Genomic DNA, 14,748 nt, shown 5'->3' on the forward strand with positions numbered 1-14,748 from the left:
ACCGTCACGTCTGGTTCAGCCCGGGCGTGGCGGAGTTTTGACGAACTGCATATCCCCGTCCGCCACGGCGAATGGGTTTCCACCTGCGGTTATCACGGCCCGATCTTTCATCGCGCGAAAGTCGAATATGGCGTTTAGCACGACATCAGTTCTGCCCTGATACTCTCGCGGGTGGTAGATACATATGCCGACGTGTTCATCAAGGCGGCGATATGTGTAATCCGCCTCGCCTACCAGCATGCCGTTCGCGGTGACATAGCAGGTGTTTTCGGTTTCGTAACTGACCGTGTGTGTCGATAAGTCTTCGAAATCGCCATGTCCGGAGTGGTGGACCCCAGTCCATTTCAGGCTTGTGCCAACAAGTGTGTGCGGTGCGTTCGGCATTGCACTCCCCCCTATTTTGACACGCAGATTCTAACCCAAAAACGACTGCCGCACAAAAAACGGCCCCAGCACAGGGCTAGGGCCGCTTATATTATTCAACGATCTCAACCTTTCGAGAACTCGGGATACGCTTCCATCCCCAACTCACCCATGTCGAGCCCGTTGATCTCTTCTTCCTCACCGACCCGCAGGCCGACTGTTGCCTTGAGGACCGAGAACAGGATGAAGCTGACGACGAAGACGAAGATCCCAATGGCAGCGAAGCCAATGATCTGGGTCACGAAGGACGCGTCACCGTTGGTCCATGCCACGATGAAGGTACCCCAGAAGCCTGCGATCAGGTGAACCGGAATCGCACCGACCACGTCGTCGATCTTCATGCGGTCCAGCATCGGAACGGTCAGGACAACGATCACACCACCGATTGCACCAATGATCAGCGCCTGAAACAGCGACGGCGCCAAGGGTTCAGCGGTGATTGACACCAGACCGGCCAGCGCGCCGTTCAGAACCATGGTCAGGTCAACCTTGCCGTACATCACCTGCGTCAGGATCAAGGCGGCGACGGCACCGGCGGCAGCGGCCATGTTGGTGTTTGCGAAGATACGGCTGATATCGGCCATGTTACCGATGGTTCCCATTGCCAGCTGCGAGCCGCCGTTGAAACCGAACCAACCCAACCACAGGATGAACGTCCCCAAGGTTGCCAGCGCCAGGTTCGAACCGGGGATCGGAACAACCTTGCCGTCCTTGTTGTACTTGCCGATGCGCGGGCCAAGTACGATGGCACCGGCCAGAGCCGCGAAGCCACCTGCGGCGTGCACCAGGGTCGAGCCGGCGAAATCGCTGAAGCCCATCTCGGACAACCAGCCGCCACCCCACTGCCAAGACGCTTCGATCGGGTAGATGATGCCTGTCAGGACGATCACGAAGAAGAAGAAGGGCCACAGTTTGACGCGCTCGGCCATGGTGCCCGATACGATGGACGCGGTGGTGGCGCAGAACATCAGTTGGAAAAAGAAGTCTGAACCGACGGAAGCATAATCCAGCGCGGTTTCGGTGTCGGCCAAACCAACCGGCTCGAGTGACGTTGGCGAGAACGCGCCCAGTATGCCTGTGATGGTCCAGCCATCACCGGGGTACATCAGGTTAAATCCCACCAGCCAGTACATGATGGCCGCAAAGGAAAACAGGCCAATGTTCTTGACCAGCTGCATGGCCACGTTTTTCGAACGCACCAGACCGGCCTCGAGCATGGCAAAGCCCGCGGCCATCCAGAATACCAAAAAACCGCCGACCAGAAACAGCAGTGAGGTCAGGATGTATTGCGTGTGCTGTGCGGCCTCGCCTGCGGCCTCTTGCGCAAGGCCCATCTGCGGCAGCGCGACAATCGCGGCGGCAGGGATGAGAGATTTCATCAGGTTCATGTGTCTTCCTCGAATGAGTGTGAGTGGGCGCGCTTTAAAGCGCGTCCTCGTTGGTTTCCCCGGTCCGCACGCGCAGCGCCTGCTCGACATCGAGGACGAAAATCTTGCCGTCGCCGATTTTGCCGGTTTTGGCTGTTTTGGTGATGGTCTCGACGATCTGGTCGGCCATTGTCGCGGGCACCACGATCTCGAGCTTGATCTTGGGTACGAAATTCACAGCATATTCGGCCCCCCGATAGATTTCGGTGTGACCGGATTGCGAGCCGAAGCCCTTGATCTCGGTTACCATCATGCCGCGCACGCCGGCCTCGGTCAGTGCCTCGCGCACCTCCTCCAGCTTGAACGGCTTGATTGTCGCAATGATCAGTTTCACGTCTTTCCCCTCTGGTTCTCCGGCGGAACCGGTTTGTTTGCACCTGCAGAAAATGCGCGACTGAGCGTGGGAAGAAACGGTTATTGGGCGCCAATGGGCCGTAAAATGGCGTAAAGTTGCACATTTTTTGCACAAATTTGGCGAGCTGATTAAATATCGGGCAGTGTTGTGAGGGGAATTTTTGGAAAATCGGACCTCTACATACTCAGGTCAGCGGGGTATGGTGGCGCAAAAGAAAAACCGGGCAGAGTTTGAGCATGACTGAGTCCAAGCGACGCAAGCCGAAATTGGTTGCGGATAGAAGGTACCCGTCAAAGGGCCGTAAACCGTCGGCGTCCAAGCGCCCGGCGGGCAAGAAGGCGACGGCCCGCAAGACAACCACGCGCAAAACCGCGCGCAAGAAGACGCGCAAGAGATCGGGCGGCAAGGGTGGTGGGATCCTGCGTCGCTTTTTCCGCTGGGTCTGGCGTATGGTCTGGGGTCTGACCTGGCGGGTTGGCGCAGTTGTGGCCATTTTGATCGCTTTGGCAGTGGGCGTCGTCTATACCTCTTTGCCGGACCTGGACGCGTTGTTGGACGGGCGCGCGCGGGGGTCGGTCACGCTGCTGGACCGGGACGGCAAAGTGTTCGCCTGGCGCGGTGACCAGTTTGGCGGGGTGATCACGGCTGATACGGTGTCCCCGCATCTGAAAAACGCCGTCATTGCCACCGAGGACAAACGCTTCTATCGCCATTTCGGCGTAAGCCCGCGTGGCGTCGCGAGCGCCGTACGCATCAACCTGAGCGAAGGGCGCGGCCCGTTGTCCGGGCATGGCGGGTCCACCATTACGCAGCAAACGGCCAAACTGCTGTGTCTGGGCGAGCCTTATGATCCGGCTGAATGGGAATCAGAGGCTGCCTATGAAGCCGATTGCCGTCAGGGTTCACTGTGGCGCAAGGCCAAGGAGGCCATTTACGCAATTGCCATGGAGGTGAAATACTCCAAGGATGAGGTTCTGACGATTTACCTGAACCGGGCGTTCCTTGGTGCAGGCGCGCGCGGGTTCGAGGCCGCAAGCCAGCGATACTTTGGAAAGTCCGCAGCTGAAGTGTCTCCAGCTGAGGCAGCGATGCTGGCCGGCCTGCTGGTTGCACCCACGCGCTATGCGCCGACGAACAACCTGCAACGGTCTCAGGACCGGGCCCGCCTTGTGATCGGTCTGATGGAGGATCAGGGCTATCTGACCGCCGCGCAGGCCAGCGAAGCACGAGCGCGACCTGCCCAACTGTCCGAGGCGGCGGCTGCGCGGGCCGGGGGATACTTTGCGGATTGGGTCATGGCCAGCGGGCCCGAGTTCTTTACCCGAAACACGACCGAAGATGTGGTGATCCGTACGACCTTGGATCAGCGCATCCAGACTTCTGCGGAAGAAGCGCTGAAGTTCATCTTTCAGGAAAAAGTCCGTGAAGGCTCAAAAGCGCAGGCTGCCATTGTCGTGATGTCGGCAGACGGTGCGGTACGTGCCATGGTTGGTGGGCGCAAGACACGCGTGTCTGGCGCGTTCAATCGGGCGACACAGGCGTTGCGTCAGACGGGATCGTCGTTCAAGCCGTTCGTCTATGCCACCGCGCTGGAACTTGGCTATTCGCCACTGGATACGGTGATGGATGAACCCTATTGCGTCGATATTCCGGGGTCAGGCCAGTGGTGTCCCAAAAACTATACCAATAAGTATTATGGTCGGGTGACCTTGGCGGATGCGCTGAAAAACTCGCTGAACATACCGGCGGTGAAAGTGGCTGAGATTTCCGGGCTGGACAATGTTCGGACGATCGCCAGCGGCTTTGGGATTGCCAGCGATCTTGCACAGGGGCCTGCGCTGGCGCTTGGTGCATCTGAAAGCACGTTGATCGAGATGACCGGCGCATATGCAGGCATCCTGAATGGCGGGTCACAGGTTGAACCTTATGGGCTGACCGAACTGAAGCTGTTGGGCGACGAAACACCTGTCATGGTCACGACGACCGGTATTGGTGAGAGAGTCATCAATGAAACGGCCGCCAAACAGCTGACCTGGATGATGGAACGTGTGGTCTCTGAAGGGACCGGCGGGCGGGCCAAATTGCCCGGCTGGCAGGTGGCGGGCAAGACCGGAACGACCCAGGCCGCGCGCGATGCGTGGTTCATCGGGTTCACGGCGGATTACGTAACTGGCGTCTGGATGGGGTATGATGACAACACGCCCTTGTCCGGCGTGACCGGTGGCGGGTTGCCTGCCGAGATCTGGAAGGAAACCATGCTGCGCGTGACCGAGGGGATGACACCCACACCCTTGCCGATGATGGCGCCGGAACCACCCGTTCAGGTCGCCCAGCCGCAGCCCCGCCGCAAGCGCGGAGGTTTTGCCGATGACATCAATAACCTGCTGAAGAACATTTTTGGCGGCAACTAAAGCAAACTCGAAAAGCCGAAACAAGAAAAAGGCGGTGCACCGGGCACCGCCTTTTGTCATTCTTTATTCGTGACTTAGACGCTTGCGTCCAAAGCTGCGAGGATCGCGTCGCCCATTTCGGTGGTCGACACGGGCTGAACGCCCTCATCCGCCAGCAGGTCGCCGGTGCGCACACCGTCGGCCAGAACTTTTTCGATCGCTGCTTCCAGACGATCTGCTTCTTCGCCGTGATCAAAGCTGTAACGCAGAGCCATCGCAAAGCTGAGGATACAGGCGATCGGGTTGGCTTTGCCCTGACCTGCGATATCGGGGGCAGACCCGTGTACGGGCTCGTACATCGCCTTGGGGCGTCCATTGGCCATCGGAGCGCCCAGCGACGCTGACGGCAGCATACCAAGAGACCCGGTCAGCATCGCGGCGCAGTCGGACAGGATGTCGCCGAACAGGTTGTCGGTCAGGATCACGTCAAACTGCTTGGGTGCGCGCACCAGCTGCATGGCACCGTTGTCAGCGTACATATGGCTCAGTTCGACCTCGGGGTAATCAGCGGCAACGCGGTTGACGACTTCGCGCCACAGGATGCCCGATTCCATCACGTTGGCTTTTTCCATCGAGCACAGTTTTTTGTTCCGGCGCATCGCCAGTTCGAAGGCCGAGCGCGCAACCCGTTCGATCTCGGATTCGGTGTAGCGCTGGGTGTTGATGCCAACGCGTTCATTGCCTTCTTCGAAGATGCCGCGCGGTTCCCCGAAATAAACACCCGAGGTCAGTTCGCGCACGATCATGATATCGAGACCGGCAACGATGTCTTTTTTCAGCGAAGAGAAGTCAGCCAGCGCGTCAAAGCACTGAGCCGGGCGCAGGTTCGAATACAGGTCCATTTCCTTGCGCAGGCGCAGCAACCCGCGCTCGGGCTTCAGGCTGAAATCCAGATCGTCGTATTTCGGACCGCCGACAGCGCCCAGCAGAACCGCGTCAACCTCCTGCGCCTTGGCCATCGTCTCATCGGACAGAGGCTTGCCGTGGGCGTCATAGGCCGCACCGCCGACCAGATCCTCGCTCACGTCAAATTGAAGACCGCGATTGGTGCCGAACCAATCGATGATTCTGCGCACTTCGGCCATGACTTCCGGGCCAATTCCGTCTCCGGGCAGGATAAGGAGCGAAGGGTTGGACATGAAGGGTCTCCTTGCGTTTTGTTGCACAGGGCCTAGCGTCTGCGTTGCATCGGGTCAATGAGACGAACCTGCCAAAACAGAAGGAAATCACATGCTGACACCTGGAAATCCGGTTCCTGCGCTGAAAATCGAAACTGTTGCCCATGGCAGCTTCGATCTTGACGCGGACAAGGGCGAAAACGGGACGCTGGTGATTCAATATCGCGGGCTGCATTGCCCGATCTGCATCAGGCAGATGGCCGAGGTCGAAGCGGCGCTGGATGATTTCGCGGCGCTGGGCGTCGAGGTCATCATGATCACCACCGATACAGCCGAGCACGCGGCGGAAACCGCCGAAAAAGCCGGAGCGTCGCGCCTGCGTGTGGGTCACAGCCTGCCGCTGTCTGCAGCGCGGGGCGAATGGGGACTGAACATCTCGATCAAGCGCGAAGGCAGCGCCGAACCGGACCTGTTCGCAGAGCCCGGACATTTCTACATCGCACCCGACCGGACGCTGTACTACGCGTGGCAACAGACCACGCCTTTCGGTCGCCCGTCGATGTCGGATATTTCAGGTGGCTTGAAATTCACACTGGGCAACAACTATCCAGCGCGTGGAACTTATACTGGCCTGCTTTGACGCTCAAAGAGCGGCTTTGAGCCCTTCAGCCAACAAGTCCCAGACCCTGCGGATGCGCGGGGTCTGGCGCATGGCCTGAGGTGCGGCCAGCCACACGGGTAGAATCGGGATGTCCACATCCAGCGGCAGAATTTCCACGTCGGGGTCGGCTTCGGCAACCTGTACCTGACTGAAACCTATGCCACAGCCCGCCCGGATCAGTTCCCAATAGGCGCTTTGCAGGTCACAGCGGGTGGCAAAGCTGTCCCGGCTGGCTGGCCATCCCTTTTCCCGCATGGCCTTGATGATCTCCTGGTTCGCGTCAAATCCCACCAGGTCATGCGTAAACAGTTCTTCCGGCGTCTTGGGGCGCCCCTTCCGGTCCAGATAGGACTTGGCGGCACAAAAACACAGCGGCACATCCCCGAGATAGCGGGAAATGAGATCCACCTGCGCAGGGCGATACATACGCACGGCGATATCCGCCTCGCGATAGAGCAGATTCTCGGTGGTGTCGGTGGCCACGAGCTCAAGCTGAATCGTGGGTTCCTGCCTGCGGATGGACGCCAGTATCGGTGGCAGCAGGTGATGCGAGGCAAAGACCGATGCGGTGATACGCACCGAGCCTTCAAGCTGTTGCGATTGCCCCGCAGCGGCAAGACTGAACGCGGTCATGGCGCTGTGCATCTGCTGGGCCATCGGCAAAAGCTGTGAACCCGCTTCGCTGAGCTTCAGACCGCGGGCGTGGCGATCGAAAAGGGAGACAGCCAACTCGTCCTCGAGGTTTTGGACCTGCCGCCCCAAAGTGGGTTGGCTGCGATTGAGATGTCGTGCGGCGGCAGACAGCGATCCCGTCTCGGCCACGGCCAGAAAGCATTGGATCAGAGACCAATCTGCATGTGTCAGTGCTTTGTCCATTCAGAAATGAATACACATTCTGCGATTTACGGCAATTCCCTGCGCGACGTGAATGGGTAGATTGACCTCAGACAGGAGGCAGACATGGCACAAACAGCACTGGTACTGGGCGCATCGGGGCGCTTTGGACGCAATGCAGCACTGGCATTCAGGCACGCGGGCTGGGATGTGACAGAGTTTGACCGCAGGTCTGGTACGCTGTCACAGGCAGCGCGCGGCATGGATGTCATCGTGAACGGATGGAACCCGCCCTATCCCGATTGGGCGCGCGATGTGCCTGTAATGACCAAGCGGGTGATAGATGCGGCGTCAGATACGGGGGCGACCGTGATTGTGCCGGGGAATGTCTACGTATTTGGCGAGGATACGCCGGGCCCATGGTCGGGCGGGACCCCGCATAAGGCCACCAATCCTCTGGGCCGGATCCGGATCGACATGGAAGAGGCCTATCGCGCGTCGACGGTGCGCACCATCCTGTTGCGTGCCGGGGACTTCATTGACACCAATGCGTCCGGGAACTGGTTCGATCAGGTCATGATCAAGCGCCTTTCGCGTAGTCAGTTCGTTTATCCCGGTGATCCGGAGGCGCCGCACGCTTGGGCTTTTCTGCCTGACCTGGCCCGCGCTGCCGTCGCACTGGCTGAGATTCGCGAAGATCTCCCCCGTTTCTGCGATGTTCCATTCGACGGGTTTACATTGACCGGGGTTCAGATCGCACAAACCCTCTCGCAGGTTACGGGTCGGACGGTTTCTGTACAGCGCATGAAATGGTGGCCTTTGCAGGTGGCGCGCCCTTTCTGGCGTTTGGCCCCCTGCTTGATTGAGATGCGATACCTCTGGCGCGTGCCACATCAACTGGATGCCGGCTATATGAGAGAATTGCTGGGCTCGTTTCCCAAATCGAACTTGGAGGATGCCTTGCGTTCGGCAATTCCCCCCCAATGTGCCGCATCATCGACAAAAGCTGGGAATATGGGCGAGGTTTTAGGGTAGGATTATGTCAACCCAGACCAATCGATGCCTGCTGGCGCGTTGGGCGCTGTCGTTTAACCTGTCGCCTTTCTCGGGCCAAACAACACCAGTTTCAGAGATTTGCAGATCGCTGGACGGCAACACGTAATCAACGCGCATTTCTCCGGTGGCTTTCCAATCGACTGTAGCTGATGAACCCAACGGGTCTGCCGGCACCAGATCTTGCACATGGGAACTGGTCAAAAGGGTGCGAATGGCCTGGTTGTGGCCTTCTCCGCGGGTCGGGTCGAGATTGGCGTCTCCAGCGATCACGAACGGGCCTCTGGGAACTGGCCCTAGACCGCCGTTCAGCAAAACCGACCAAAAGCGAATTTCATCCCTGTTGCGCAGACCATTGCGATCTTCGAGGCCGTCAAAAACGGGTGGGGTAGCGTGAAAGGTCATCAGGCTGAGGCGCCCATGCGGGGTTTTGATCGGAAGCACCCAATGCACAGTTGAGGACAGGCGCTGAATCTCGTGCGCCGCTTCAGATGGGAAGGGAAGGCCGTTTTTGCTTGGTAAAGTGGCCCCAGGCAGGTCTTTCCACAGAAGATCGGAGTAATCCTGAACGTGATCGGTCAGGATTTCGAAACGGGACAACACCGCCACTCCTCCGTGGCCCGTGAACTTCCCCCAGCCCTGCGCGTCGCCGGGACCTTGCGTTTGGCCATCGCCGTTCAGATCCAGCGGTGTTTCCAACCCTGCATTTGGTCGAGCGGAAAAGTGATAGGGGAAATCCAGACCCGCATCACGCAGTTTCTCGGACAGGGCGCTTAGGGCTGCGCCGTCCAGATCCCAGTCGATGCCCTGCAGGGCAATTATGTCAGGTCGTGCCGCTGTAATGACATCGACGGCGGCGCGAACCTGCGCATCGTCCCGCTGGATGTCGCGCAGCAGAAGACCGGGTCCATTTCTGCTGAGTTCAGTGTTGTAGGTGGCGATGCGATAAACCTCTGCCTGTGCCGAGAAAGGCAGCAGCAGCAAAGCAAGGGCACGGATCATGCGGCTTGCGTTGTCTCGCTTGTCGAATAGGCGCGGCGCTTTTCTACGATCAGACCTGCGATGCGAAGCGTCGCCATGCCGCGCATGATCATGCTGGCGGGCAGGAAGGCCCAGGCGCTCATGGTCCAGATCAGCGTCTGCGGATTGCTCAGCGAGATCGGGGCGACAACGCTGCTCATGAGCTTGATGACAGCGGGGATGACGAAGGGGAGCAGAACACCAATACAGATATTCAGGCGTCCGTCACGTTGCAGGCGGGTAACAACATCGCCGCCCTTGGTGGGATCAAACAGCGGTAGATTGGTCCACACGTTGAAGGCGCCATTGCCAGTGGGCCAGCCACGCACCTTGACCGCATAGGCAAAGCTGGCGACAGTGACCAAGGCGGCCACGTAGGCTACGCTGGCTGCGATCCGAACCAGTTCGATCAACGGCTGGCCGGCATCAACGGGCAGCATCAGCACGATCAGTCGAACCGGGGAGTAGGGGAAGTCCGCGACATTCGCGACGGCCAGACCCACAGCGTAGGCAAACGTGGTCAGTTCAGTCGGTTCATAGGCGTTTTTGCAAACCAGCGTCAGAAAGGTGACCATCGACATCAACCCGACAAACCGCAGGCGGTTCACCGGTGGAGCATCGCGAAATTCAATAAAGCTGGGAAAGGCAGAATTGTACTCGGCGAACGTCAGGATGAACGCGAGAATCGCGAGGAAGACCAGGATCTCGGTCCCGTTCGTCGATGATACAGGCAGGTACAACGCGGGTGTCAGCACCATCAGTGCCACAAGTATTCCACGTATCGCCGCCCCTGTTGTGCGCGCAATCACTATCCGAACCCTTTTTCAAACCGGATAAGTCGATCTTCGCCGACTTACATTCCAACTTGTGCCCATCGTCTCGAGTTTTTGACGGATGCCTCTTTAGCGCCAACATGGACGATAAGCGGCATTTCGCTCAAGACAGGGTGCAGAAAACACGTGATTTCGGGCAAAATGATGGCGCAACTGGTGCGGGATTGCATCATTTTCGACGCAAATCCGACGTGTATCTCAATGTGAGACCAAGATGTAGTGGTTTCCCAAAAATCAACCCCAAGAATGAGAGCGGGGCCGTCTTGGCGACCCCGTTAGGTTGAGTGTCCGAAGAATCGGTTTGGGAATCACACCCAGGGGCGGGCCTGACTTGCGTGATCTTCGAATTTGTCGATGTGGTGATCTTTCTCCATGGTCAGACCAATATCGTCCAGCCCGTTCAGCAGGCAGTGCTTGCGGTGCGGGTCGATGTCGAATTCGATCACAACCCCGTCCGAAGTGGTGATCTGCTGATCTTCCAGGTGTACGGTTATGCGGGCGTTCTCACCCTTATGTGCGTCTTCCATCAGGATCGCGTGATGTTCTTCTTCGACCACGATCGGCAGGATGCCGTTCTTGAAGCAGTTGTTGAAGAAGATGTCGGCGAAGCTGGTTGAGATCACGACCTTGATGCCGAAATCCCTGATTGCCCAAGGCGCGTGTTCGCGAGACGAGCCGCAGCCGAAATTGTCGCCGGCGACCAGAATCTCGGCCTCACGATAGGCGGGCATGTTCAGGACGAACTCTTCATTCTCCTGCCCGTCATCATGATAGCGCATTTCATCAAACAGCACGACGCCGAGGCCGGACCGTTTGATGGTTTTCAGATGCACTTTGGGAATGATCATATCGGTGTCGATGTTGATCAATGGCATCGGGGCGGCCACCCCGTGGACTTTTTCAAACTTTTCCATGTCTACACTCCTGCAGGAGAGGGCCGCGCCCGTGTCCTGCGATTAAGCTTCTTTCGCTTCTGTTGTTTCGCCCATGGGTGCGCTTTTTAAGAAGAGCGCCATGAACACCAATCCGAACCCGTTAAACAGCATCTCGATGCCCAGCAGGATACCCAGAAGGCTCAGCAAAGCGGCGGGTTCGCTGCTTGCGTAAGACCAGATGATACCTGCGAGGATGATCGACAATATGCCCGAGATCATCGTGGGCCAGAAAAACTGTGTTCCTTTCATCTGGAACGACAGAATGACCCGTGCAATGCCGCCTGCCATGAACAGGATTAGCATCACGGTCGCCAGCGTCAGCGTTCCCTGTAACGGGTGATCCAGAAAGGACCAGCCCAGGAACAGCATGACTACACCCATGATGAGTGACAGAATCTTGTTGCCTGTGCCTTCGACGGTGAAACCGCCGACCACCTGCATCGCGCCCGCAATCAGCAGTAGCGCGCCGGTCACGACAGTTACGGCAAGCGAAGCCGCAATCGCATTGCCCAGCGCAAAGACGCCAAACGCTATCGATAGAAACCCCAGCAGGAGCCATTTAATCCAGTCACTCATGTTTTCAGTCCCTCAAATATCTAGATATGAGGGCAGCTTACATCAAGTCACGGACGTCTGTCAGCCGTCCCGTGATTGCCGCTGCGGCAGCCATCGCCGGGCTCAGCAGATGTGTGCGCCCGCCGCGACCCTGACGGCCCTCGAAGTTGCGGTTCGAGGTGGCGGCACAGCGTTCACCCGGTTGCAACTGGTCCGGGTTCATCGCCAGACACATCGAACATCCTGCCAGACGCCATTCGAAGCCGGCCTCTTTGAAGATGTCGGCCAGGCCTTCTTCTTCGGCCTGAGCACGGACCAGGCCTGATCCTGGCACGACCATGGCGCGCATGCCGTCCTTGATCTTCTTGCCTTTAAGGATCTTTGCCGCGGCACGCAGGTCTTCGATCCGGCCATTGGTGCAGGAACCGATGAACACCGTGTCGATTTCCACGTCGCTGAGTTTTTGACCGGCTTTCAGACCCATGTATTCGATTGATCGGCGGGCCGCCTCGACCTTGCCGCCTTCGAAATCCTCGGGTTGCGGCACGGTTGCTGTGATGGGGAGCACATCCTCGGGGCTGGTGCCCCAGGTGACGACAGGCGCGATGTCTTCGCCGCGCAGGGTGATGACCTTGTCGAAATGCGCGTCTTCATCGGTATAGAGCGTTTTCCACCAGTTCAGAGCGGCCTCCCACTGCGCGCCCTTGGGGGCATGCGGACGGCCTTTGACATATTCGAACGTGGTTTCATCCGGTGCGATCAGGCCCGCGCGTGCGCCGCCTTCGATGGCCATGTTGCAGACGGTCATTCGGCCTTCCATCGACAGGTTGCGGATGGCTTCGCCGCAATATTCGATGACATAGCCGGTACCGCCAGCAGTGCCGGTTTCACCAATCACGGCCAGAGTTATATCCTTGGCGGTCACACCCGGCTGCAGCTTGCCGGTGATTTCCACCTTCATGTTCTTGGATTTCTTCTGGATCAGGGTTTGCGTGGCCAGAACATGTTCAACCTCGGACGTGCCGATGCCGTGGGCCAAAGCACCAAACGCGCCGTGGGTGGCGGTGTGGCTGTCGCCACAAACAACGGTCATGCCAGGCAGGGTCCAGCCCTGTTCGGGGCCGACGATGTGCACGATGCCCTGACGAACGTCATTCACCGGGTAATAGTGAATGCCGAAATCCCGGGCGTTCTTGTCCAGCGCTTCGACCTGAATGCGTGATTCGGGGTTTTCGATCCCGTTCACCCGATCCGCTGTGGTCGGAACGTTGTGGTCCGGCACGGCGATGGTCTTTTCCGGCGCGCGTACTGGACGACCCGCCATGCGAAGCCCTTCAAAGGCTTGCGGGCTGGTGACTTCGTGAACCAGATGGCGGTCGATATAAAGCAGGCAGGTGCCATCATCGGCTTCGTGCGCGACATGGGCATCCCAGATCTTGTCATAGAGTGTTTTGGGGGACATCGGTCCTCTCCCGTATGTAATGAGAAATGGCTGGCGAGTTGGCTCAGGCGACGGGTAGGCGTGCCAGGACCGAGCGGGCGGCCCCAAAGAACCGTTCGCGCAAGCGGGCACGATCTTCCAAATTCTGTTCTTGGGCCACATTGAGTCTCATGCGGTCCAGATATACTGCGCCTTCGCTGCAATCAAGGTTCAAAACCGGTGTCAGGCTTGCAACGCCCGGCGTTGCTGTCCAAGCTGTCATGTAGGAGGCGTGTATGAACCAAGACCTGATCCCCGGCTCACTGTCTGACCTTTACAACAACATGGTCGCGGGGTTCTCTTCGGAAATTCAAGACCTGATCGAGTTGGTGGTTACGCCAGGCTGGCGGCAGTATCAGTTGATCATCATCCTTTTCCTTTGGGCGCTGGCTTTCCTTCTGAAAGTTCTGACACAGCCGGGGTGGGACGCTTGGACGCGTGCCCGCACCGGATGGCCCAAATGGCGGCTTCGCATCATGGTGCAGATGATGCAGCGGCTGACGCTGGTCTATTTCGTACTGCTGTCCTGGTTCCTGTATCAGGTTATGCAGCATGTCACCTGGCCGTCGCGCAGTTACCTCATTGGGGTCATTGCCACTCTGGCAACCGCGTGGCTGGCGATTGCACTGGTCGCGAGGCTTGTCCGCAATCGGACGCTGCGACGGATATTCAAGTGGGCAATGTGGGTCTATGCAACGCTTGTTGCGTTGAATCTGACGGATGACGTGGCCGAATTCCTTGATGGTGTCGCGATTTCCATTGGGGACCTGCACATTTCGGTGCTGGGTATTCTCAAGGCCGTTCTGCTGATTGGCGTCCTGTTGACGCTGGCGCGTATCGGCACCCGCGCGGCTGAGCGCGGATTGCAGAGCAATGATGACATCACCCCGTCCATGCAGGTGCTATTGGCCAAGGGTATACAGGTGCTGCTGTACGGCGCGGTTTTTCTGGCCGCGATCCGCACGCTGGGCTTCGATCTGACCGGCATAGCGCTGCTGTCCGGTGCAATAGGTGTGGGCATCGGGTTCGGCCTGCAAAAAGTAGTGTCAAACCTGATTTCCGGGATCATCATCCTGATGGATCGCTCGATCAAGCCGGGTGATGTGATATCGCTTGGTGACACGTTCGGTTGGATCAACGCGCTGGGCGCACGCTATGTCTCGGTTGTCACGCGGGATGGGCGGGAATACCTGATCCCGAACGAGGACCTGATCACCAACCAGGTGGTCAACTGGTCGCATTCCGACAAATTCGTGCGGTTGGATCTGGATTTCGGCACCAGCTATGAGGATGACCCTCACAAAGTGCGTGCGACGGCGATCCGGGCTGTGAAGGCTGTGACCCGCGTGCTGAGTGGCGGAAAACATGAACCGGTTTGCCATATTACCGGTTTTGGTGACAGCAGCGTGGATTACGTCCTGCGGTTCTGGATTAGTGATCCCACCAAAGGGCTGACCAATATAAGGGGTAACGTTTACCTTGCGTTATGGGATGCATTTAAAGAAGAAGGCATCGCGATCCCCTTTCCGCAGCGCGAGGTTCGGCTTTTGCCCGAAAACGCAAACCTGCAACAGATCGCCGAAGAGTGATCACCATTGCGCGGG

Annotated in this window: 15 protein-coding genes; 4 read left to right on the forward strand and 11 right to left on the reverse strand. The window is 58.3% G+C overall.

Annotation, left to right across the window (positions count from 1 at the left end; all coding sequences use genetic code 11):
- Positions 1-15: 15 nt before the first annotated feature.
- From AC2FFA_RS17660 to AC2FFA_RS17670, 3 genes are all read right to left on the reverse strand, one after another.
- Positions 16-384 carry a hypothetical protein gene (locus AC2FFA_RS17660; RefSeq protein WP_496852583.1) on the reverse strand — a complete coding sequence of 123 codons (369 nt, stop codon included), beginning with the start codon at positions 382-384 and terminating at the stop codon, positions 16-18.
- A 104-nt stretch (positions 385-488) separates the two neighbouring features.
- Positions 489-1,811: an ammonium transporter gene (locus AC2FFA_RS17665; RefSeq protein ID WP_496852584.1), complete on the reverse strand. Its 1,323-nt coding sequence runs from the start codon at positions 1,809-1,811 to the stop codon at positions 489-491.
- A gap of 34 nt (positions 1,812-1,845) precedes the next feature.
- The gene (locus AC2FFA_RS17670; RefSeq protein ID WP_117871083.1) at positions 1,846-2,184 is read right to left on the reverse strand and encodes a P-II family nitrogen regulator; all 339 of its coding nucleotides are present in this window, start codon (positions 2,182-2,184) and stop codon (positions 1,846-1,848) included.
- A 257-nt stretch (positions 2,185-2,441) separates the two neighbouring features.
- Between AC2FFA_RS17670 and AC2FFA_RS17675 the strand changes: the two genes are divergently transcribed.
- Complete coding sequence (locus tag AC2FFA_RS17675) at positions 2,442-4,616, forward strand: transglycosylase domain-containing protein (RefSeq protein WP_117871081.1); 2,175 nt, start codon at positions 2,442-2,444, stop codon at positions 4,614-4,616.
- Between the two features lie 74 nt (positions 4,617-4,690).
- Here the strand turns inward: AC2FFA_RS17675 and leuB are convergent, their stop codons facing one another.
- Positions 4,691-5,794, reverse strand: coding sequence for a 3-isopropylmalate dehydrogenase (gene leuB / locus AC2FFA_RS17680; RefSeq protein ID WP_117871079.1), 1,104 nt, complete (start codon positions 5,792-5,794; stop codon positions 4,691-4,693).
- A 91-nt stretch (positions 5,795-5,885) separates the two neighbouring features.
- On the opposite strand from leuB, the gene AC2FFA_RS17685 reads away from it, so the two are divergent.
- Positions 5,886-6,413, forward strand: a complete 528-nt coding sequence (locus tag AC2FFA_RS17685) for a peroxiredoxin-like family protein (protein WP_496852585.1) — start codon at positions 5,886-5,888, stop codon at positions 6,411-6,413.
- A gap of 3 nt (positions 6,414-6,416) precedes the next feature.
- Here the strand turns inward: AC2FFA_RS17685 and AC2FFA_RS17690 are convergent, their stop codons facing one another.
- Positions 6,417-7,310 carry a LysR family transcriptional regulator gene (locus AC2FFA_RS17690; protein WP_496852586.1) on the reverse strand — a complete coding sequence of 298 codons (894 nt, stop codon included), beginning with the start codon at positions 7,308-7,310 and terminating at the stop codon, positions 6,417-6,419.
- 84 nt (positions 7,311-7,394) lie between these two features.
- Between AC2FFA_RS17690 and AC2FFA_RS17695 the strand changes: the two genes are divergently transcribed.
- On the forward strand, positions 7,395-8,303 hold the full coding sequence (locus tag AC2FFA_RS17695) for a Rossmann-fold NAD(P)-binding domain-containing protein (protein WP_496852587.1): 909 nt from the start codon (positions 7,395-7,397) through the stop codon (positions 8,301-8,303).
- On the opposite strand, the gene AC2FFA_RS17700 is transcribed toward AC2FFA_RS17695, so the two are convergent.
- The 6 genes from AC2FFA_RS17700 to AC2FFA_RS17725 form a co-directional block, all read right to left on the reverse strand.
- Complete coding sequence (locus AC2FFA_RS17700) at positions 8,295-9,323, reverse strand: endonuclease/exonuclease/phosphatase family protein (RefSeq protein WP_496852588.1); 1,029 nt, start codon at positions 9,321-9,323, stop codon at positions 8,295-8,297. The two genes, AC2FFA_RS17695 and AC2FFA_RS17700, sit on opposite strands and share 9 nt — an antisense overlap.
- Positions 9,320-10,150: a hypothetical protein gene (locus AC2FFA_RS17705; protein WP_117871069.1), complete on the reverse strand. Its 831-nt coding sequence runs from the start codon at positions 10,148-10,150 to the stop codon at positions 9,320-9,322. The genes AC2FFA_RS17700 and AC2FFA_RS17705 overlap by 4 nt, the downstream gene beginning before the upstream one ends.
- 332 nt (positions 10,151-10,482) lie before the next feature.
- A complete protein-coding gene (leuD, locus tag AC2FFA_RS17710; RefSeq protein WP_117871067.1) occupies positions 10,483-11,088 on the reverse strand; it encodes a 3-isopropylmalate dehydratase small subunit in 606 nt (201 codons plus the stop codon).
- A 42-nt stretch (positions 11,089-11,130) separates the two neighbouring features.
- Positions 11,131-11,685 carry an HdeD family acid-resistance protein gene (locus AC2FFA_RS17715; protein WP_299900241.1) on the reverse strand — a complete coding sequence of 185 codons (555 nt, stop codon included), beginning with the start codon at positions 11,683-11,685 and terminating at the stop codon, positions 11,131-11,133.
- A gap of 37 nt (positions 11,686-11,722) precedes the next feature.
- Entirely contained in the window at positions 11,723-13,126 is a 1,404-nt protein-coding gene (gene leuC, locus AC2FFA_RS17720) for a 3-isopropylmalate dehydratase large subunit (protein ID WP_496852589.1), read from the reverse strand.
- A 43-nt stretch (positions 13,127-13,169) separates the two neighbouring features.
- A complete protein-coding gene (locus tag AC2FFA_RS17725) occupies positions 13,170-13,367 on the reverse strand; it encodes a hypothetical protein (protein WP_496675251.1) in 198 nt (65 codons plus the stop codon).
- A 13-nt stretch (positions 13,368-13,380) separates the two neighbouring features.
- Here AC2FFA_RS17725 and AC2FFA_RS17730 point away from each other — a divergent pair, with 13 nt between their 5' ends.
- On the forward strand, positions 13,381-14,733 hold the full coding sequence (locus tag AC2FFA_RS17730) for a mechanosensitive ion channel family protein (RefSeq protein WP_496852590.1): 1,353 nt from the start codon (positions 13,381-13,383) through the stop codon (positions 14,731-14,733).
- The last annotated feature ends 15 nt before the right edge of the window (positions 14,734-14,748 follow it).

The sequence above is a fragment of the Ruegeria sp. YTSB088 genome, from assembly GCF_059609825.1.